The following is a 6223-nucleotide window of genomic DNA, read 5'->3' on the forward strand; positions in this document are numbered from 1 at the left end:
TGATACTGATTTTTGTGCATGTTTTATACTCAAACGTTTTCGCTAAAACGTCTATGTTACAAGCATCTAAAAAGTCCTACCGATAAAGGTAGGACTTAGATATTTCAAAGCCTTATTTTTCTTTGTTTTCAGACAGGTTCTGGGCTTGCATCCATCCTGTGTATTCCAGTATAGATGCATTGTCTACCCTGGCCATCTTGTGTCTCCAATCACTGGGCTGGGTACCCATGATCTCAGAAAAATGTCTATTGTAACTAGATACAGATCTGAATCCAACTTGTTCCGATATGGAAAGTATTGACTCTTCCGTGGTTCGAAGTAGTATACAGGACTGAAGTATTCTCGTAGTATTGAGATAATTTAAAGGGCTTGTGTTCATGATCTCATGGAATACCCTCCTGAAATGTGTCTGGCTAAGATGGCACATGTCTGCCAATTCTTCCATAGGGAAGTTCATCATATAATTTTCTTTTATAAAGTCCAGGGCCGGAGAAATAACAATTGCATTTTCGTGAGTATCCTTTGTTTCCAGCTTTTTCCCTTTATTATCAGAATAGATTCTCATAACTTTCATGAATAGTGATAACATCAGTCCCTTCACTGAAAGCTGATAATTCATGCCTTTATGCTGAAGCTCATCCATAACTGTTTTTATAATGTAGTAAACATCTGGATAATCCTCCTTGTTTAGTATCATCTGAAAGTTCTGCATCATATCGGTAAAAATATCAGCATAGGGTGAAGAGTCAGAATACATGCCCTTTAAGAGTTCATCAGGCTGTATGAAGATGTATGTCCAAAGGCTTGCCTCACCCTTATTACTATAGGTAGTATGAGGAACATTTCTGGATATAAAGGTCACATCTCCCGCCTTGAAAGGATAAGGAGTGTTGTCAAATTCTATTATCCCACTATCAGAATGACAAATTCCAATTTCCAGACAGTTGTGAAAATGAAGCTTCCCGGACTTCACATCAGAAATATGCCATCTGTCTCCAGTCAGCAATAATACAGGGAAATTAATTGGAAGCTCATAGTTCCTATATTCTATTACAGTCTTTTTTGGTTTTGCCATAGATTTAACCCCTTGATAAAGAAAACGTGAATGCGTTTATTGTACCCAATGAAAAATATTAAGTCAAATAGTTGAAATTGCAAAGGATTTTATTTAACTTGAATAGACATTTCGACCATCCACTAATATAATTTCCTCAAAATGACACATTAAGCGTGATATAAGGAGCGAACTAGGTATGGCAAACCTTATCTATGACAAAAAAGAAATTGAAAAAACTATTGATTCAATAGTTAAACGTACAATGCGTATGGATTTAACCTGGGACTGGCCAGGTGGCGTTGCATATTACGGTGTTTGCGAGGCATATCTTGCTACAGGAAACAAAGAATATATAGAGTTGTTAAAAGACCGAATTGATGAGTACATCGAACTTGGTCTTCCCTCATGGACAGTAAATACATGTGCTATGGGCCATGCAATGCTTACTCTTTATGAATATACCAAGGATGAAAAATACCTTGATATAGCAAAGAGCAAAATTGATTATCTCGAAAACGAAGCTTTAAGATTTGGTGATAATGTACTCCAGCACACTGTATCTGTAAACAACGATTTTCCAGAACAGTGCTGGGCAGATACTCTTTTCATGGCAGCATTCTTCCTTCTCAGAGCAGGTGTTCTTCTCAAGGATGAGAAACTTATCGATGATGCTCTTAATCAGTACTACTGGCATATCAAATATCTTCAGGACCCTGCTACAGGTCTTTTCTACCATGGCTACAACAACATCACAAAAGACCATATGTCAGGATTTTTCTGGGGCCGTGCTAATGCATGGGCTGCATATACCATGTCAGAAGTAGGAAGAGTCCTTCCTGAATGTTACCTTTATCCTAAATTTTTGGATATTGTTGGCTCTCTCAATGAGCAGCTTGCGTCTATCAAGCTTCTCCAGACTGAGAATGGTCTTTTCCGCACAATTTTAGATGATGAGGACTCTTATGAAGAGATATCTGCCTCATGTGGAATTGCTGCCGCAATGATAAATAAAGGCAATCCGCTTCATATCAAGTACATCAATAAAGCTACACAGGGCATCCTTGACAATGTGTCTGCTGATGGCCGTGTACTTAATGTATCTGGCGGAACAGCCGTTATGAAAGACAGAGATGGATATAGAGGCATTTCCAGAGATTGGATCCAGGGCTGGGGACAAGGACTTGCACTTGCATATCTCGCAGGCATACTTAACTACGACAAAATCAGGAGTGATGGCGCACTCTGATACTTAATAACAACTTGGGGGTTTTTATGGAATCTATATCTACCAAAGGCGGATTCACTTTACCCGGTGAATCAGGATATGAAAAATTAACACTTGATCTTGCAGAAGAATGGGGCGCTGATGTCATAAGAGATAGCGATGGAACTGTACTTTCTGATGAGATCCTTAATTCAGGTTATGGCATCTACTCCACAATTTGCATAATCAGAGACCACAACGAATGGGCAAAGAAGAACCCTGACAAACTTCAGCAGACTTTTTTGATGACTCAGCCCAAAGTAGCAGACGACGCATTTTTAACATTTCACCTTTTAGATGACTTCTTTGATCAGCAATTTAAAGTAAATGATAGTCCTGATTCCATGAAATACTGGCAGGTCATCGATCGTACAACAGGTCGTGAGATCAGTAGCAATTTCTGGACATATGAAAAAGAGGCTGGGAATGTAATTGTTAACAATGTCATTCCTTGGCACAGATATACAGTAAGTTTCCTGGCTTACCGTATTTGGGAAGAAATTTCCATGTATAATCACACGACTAACAACTGGACAAAAGAGCATCTTATGCAGATTGATCCAGTTCATAAAGAAACCCAGGAATATATGATCAATTGGCTTACAAACTGGTGTGAGTCCCATCCTGCTACAACTGTAGTCAGATTTACTTCCATGTTCTACAACTTCGTTTGGATCTGGGGTAGTAGCGAGAGAAACAGAAACCTGTTTACCGACTGGGGTTCTTATGATTTCACTGTAAGTCCTAAAATGCTTGATGATTTTGCAGATAAGTATGGCTACAAACTGACAGCTGAAGATTTCATCAATAAAGGCGCTCTTCATGTAACACATATGCCACCTGTTAAAACTCAGCGTGATTACATGAATTTTGTAAATTCCTTCGTAGTATCTTTTGGCCGCAAGCTAGTTGATATTGTTCACAGCTATGGCAAAAAAGCTTATGTATTCTACGATGATAGTTGGGTTGGAGTTGAACCTTATAGTAATCGCTTCAAGGACTTTAACTTCGATGGACTTATAAAATGTGTATTCTCTGGATATGAAGTCAGACTTTGCGGTGGGGCAAATATTGATACTCACGAGATCAGATTACATCCTTATTTATTCCCAGTTGGTCTTGGCGGGCTTCCAACCTTTGCTGAAGGTGGAAATCCAACGAGAGATGCAAAAGAGTATTGGAACCACACAAGACGAGCTCTTCTTAGAACAAAGATTGACAGGATTGGCCTTGGTGGATATCTCCATCTTGTGGAAAACTACCCTGATTTTGTAGAATACATTGCAAAAATATCTGACGAATTCAGAACTATAAGAGATCTGCACACAGAAGGAGTTCCTTCTACTATTGGCGTCAAGATTGCTGTATTACATAGCTGGGGCAGTCTTAGAAGCTGGACCTTAAGTGGACATTTCCATGAAACATATATGAACGACCTTATACACATCAATGAGGCCCTATCTGGACTTCCAGTTGATGTTGACTTTATCAGCTTTGATGATGTAGAAAAGATTGATCTTTCAAATTATAAAGTTATAATCAACGCCGGTGCTCAAGGCACTGCTTGGAGTGGTGGTGATAATTGGAATAATCCGTTACTTGAGGAAATCATTACAAAATGGGTGTTTGAAGGCGGCGTATTTATTGGTGTCAACGAGCCCTCAGCAATTGACGGCTACGATACCACATTTAGGCTTGCTTCTGTTCTCGGTGTGGATAAAAACATCCCTGCTAAGGTATGTCACGGAAAATGGACTTATACTTTATCATCTGTTGAAGGTCTTATTCCTGAAGGATCTTACGTTCCAAAGAGATGTTCTGTTCACTTAACTGACGGAAAAGCACGTGTAATACTAGAGCAGGATGGAGAGCCTGTATTTACAATAAATGACTTTGGCAAAGGTAAAGGAATATATTTATCTACTTTTGAAACAACACCAGTAAATAATAGACTTTTGCTAAATATAATCCTCTACGCAGCTGGGCTTCCGTTAGATGAGCTTTATATAACAGATAATGCCAATACTGAATGTGCGTATTTTGCAAACTCAAAAAAGCTTATTGTAATCAATAACTCTGACTCTAAACAGAGCACATCAGTTAAAACAGAATCAGGAATACATGTCTTTAAAGATATCGATCCATTCGATACAGTAATTAAACAGCTTTAAATTGTATTTATATATTTAAAGAAAAAAAGCAGTGACATCCTCCCAAGTCACTGCTTTTTCTATATTATCAGAATCCTGCCTTCTTCAAAAGATCAGCCATTGAAGTTGTTGCTTCTCCATCACTTTCGTACTGAATCTTTTCTTCTGTGATTTCAGTAGCTGCTATTTCTTCTAAAGCTTTCATGCTAAGTGAAAGTTTACCATCTTTTATCTGTGTAACCTTCACTTTGACCTTCTGTCCAACCTTAAGAACTGAAGAAGGATGTGCAATTCTCTGATTGCAAATCTGCGAAATGTGAACAAGTCCTGTCATTCCATTTCCAAGGTTAACAAATGCTCCATAGTTCTGAAGACTTTCTACAACCCCTTCTGTAACAAGGCCAACTTCTACATTAGAGATCATCTCCGATCTCTTTAAATCTGCCTGTTCTCTAAGATATTCTCTTGCAGATAATACAAGCTTTCCAGCTTCCTTATCTGCTGTTATTACCTTAACCTTAAGAGTCTTTCCAACATATTCCTGTAATTTGTCTTCTTCTACAAACTGAAGATCAAGCTTGGAAGCTGGAATAAATCCTCTTATTCCCTCTAGGAAAGCTACACATCCGCTCTTAACAGCTTCTGAAACCTTCACATCTACATATTTCCCTGATGATAACATTTCTCCAAGCTTATCCCAGGAAAGCACCTGATTTGCCTCCTTCTTGGACAGGAGTATATTTCCATTTCCATCATCCGTGCTAATAACTGTAGCAGAAATTTCATCGCCAACCTTTACATCTCTATGAACAGAGAATTTTGGGTCATCGCTCATATCTTCTACCTTTATAATTCCCTGAGTATAGTACTTAAGATCCAGGGTTATCTCTGTATCTGATACATCAATTACTGTTCCCTCAAGAATATCTCCCTCATGTACCTTTCTAAAAGATCTATCAATCTCATCTTTAAAATCATTCATTGTCTCTTCTGGCATGTTATGGCCCTCCCCAAATATTATTTTGCAATACAGTGTAAATTATAGCACAGTAGCCATTATATGTACGAAAAAAAATCCTTCGGATCATTCCGAAGGATTTAGAGGTGACAGGCGGATTTGAACCGTCGATCAGGGTGTTGCAGACCCACGCCTTACCACTTGGCTATGTCACCATATTATTTTTTAATGACTCCGACGAGAATCGAACTCGTGTTACCGCCGTGAAAGGGCGATGTCTTGACCGCTTGACCACGGAGCCGCATCAGACCGTTTCGCTATAGTAACAGTCTATCGTAATTCAATGTCAAAGACAAGCTTTAACTAGCTCCCCAAGTAGGACTCGAACCTACGACACTTCGGTTAACAGCCGAATGCTCTACCGACTGAGCTATTGAGGAATACTGAATATACAAAATACCATGCGTTGCATGGTACTTCTTATTGTACCTTCAAAACCGAACACTGATAATCTAAATCCTTCTTCAATCGTTCCTAACCTTCTTGGATAAGCCCTCGACCTATTAGTACACATCAGCTGAACACGTTACCGTGCTTACACCTTGTGCCTATCTAACCTCATACTCTCTAAGGGGTCTTACTGGACAAGCCAGGGATATCTCATCTTGAGGGGGGCTTCACGCTTAGATGCCTTCAGCGTTTATCCCTTCCGGACGTGGCTACCCAGCCTTATGCATCTGGCGATGCAGCTGATACACCAGCGGTCCGTCCATCCCGGTCCTCTCGTACTAAGG

4 protein-coding genes, 3 tRNA genes and 1 rRNA gene are annotated in these 6223 nt (G+C 39.4%); 2 read left to right on the top strand and 6 right to left on the bottom strand.

Going from position 1 to position 6223, the window contains the following annotated elements:
- Positions 1–112: 112 nt before the first annotated feature.
- A complete protein-coding gene (locus BLO53_RS12525; RefSeq protein ID WP_092062182.1) occupies positions 113–1075 on the bottom strand; it encodes an AraC family transcriptional regulator in 963 nt (320 codons plus the stop codon).
- 178 nt (positions 1076–1253) lie between these two features.
- Here BLO53_RS12525 and BLO53_RS12530 point away from each other — a divergent pair, with 178 nt between their 5' ends.
- Both BLO53_RS12530 and gnpA read left to right on the top strand, forming a co-directional pair.
- Entirely contained in the window at positions 1254–2303 is a 1050-nt protein-coding gene (locus tag BLO53_RS12530) for a glycoside hydrolase family 88/105 protein (protein WP_092062185.1), read from the top strand.
- Between the two features lie 26 nt (positions 2304–2329).
- Positions 2330–4492, top strand: a complete 2163-nt coding sequence (gene gnpA, locus BLO53_RS12535) for a 1,3-beta-galactosyl-N-acetylhexosamine phosphorylase (protein ID WP_092062188.1) — start codon at positions 2330–2332, stop codon at positions 4490–4492.
- 67 nt (positions 4493–4559) lie between these two features.
- On the opposite strand, the gene BLO53_RS12540 is transcribed toward gnpA, so the two are convergent.
- The 5 genes from BLO53_RS12540 to BLO53_RS12560 form a co-directional block, all read right to left on the bottom strand.
- Positions 4560–5468 carry a S1 RNA-binding domain-containing protein gene (locus tag BLO53_RS12540; RefSeq protein ID WP_092062191.1) on the bottom strand — a complete coding sequence of 303 codons (909 nt, stop codon included), beginning with the start codon at positions 5466–5468 and terminating at the stop codon, positions 4560–4562.
- 105 nt (positions 5469–5573) lie between these two features.
- Positions 5574–5644 (bottom strand) — tRNA-Cys (locus BLO53_RS12545).
- Between the two features lie 14 nt (positions 5645–5658).
- Positions 5659–5730: transfer RNA gene (locus BLO53_RS12550), tRNA-Glu, on the bottom strand.
- A gap of 66 nt (positions 5731–5796) precedes the next feature.
- Positions 5797–5869, bottom strand: a tRNA-Asn gene (locus tag BLO53_RS12555).
- 103 nt (positions 5870–5972) lie between these two features.
- Positions 5973–6223, bottom strand: a 23S ribosomal RNA gene (locus BLO53_RS12560); the annotation flags it as partial.

This window comes from Butyrivibrio sp. INlla14, assembly GCF_900102515.1.
Lineage (GTDB): Bacteria > Bacillota > Clostridia > Lachnospirales > Lachnospiraceae > Butyrivibrio.

Excerpts from the sequence above, each read along its gene's own strand:
- BLO53_RS12525 (WP_092062182.1), bottom strand. The coding sequence starts at position 1,075 with ATGGCAAAACCAAAAAAGACTGTAATAGAATATAGGAACTATGAGCTT.
- BLO53_RS12530 (WP_092062185.1), top strand. The coding sequence starts at position 1,254 with ATGGCAAACCTTATCTATGACAAAAAAGAAATTGAAAAAACTATTGAT.
- gnpA (WP_092062188.1), top strand. The coding sequence starts at position 2,330 with ATGGAATCTATATCTACCAAAGGCGGATTCACTTTACCCGGTGAATCA.
- BLO53_RS12540 (WP_092062191.1), bottom strand. The coding sequence starts at position 5,468 with ATGCCAGAAGAGACAATGAATGATTTTAAAGATGAGATTGATAGATCT.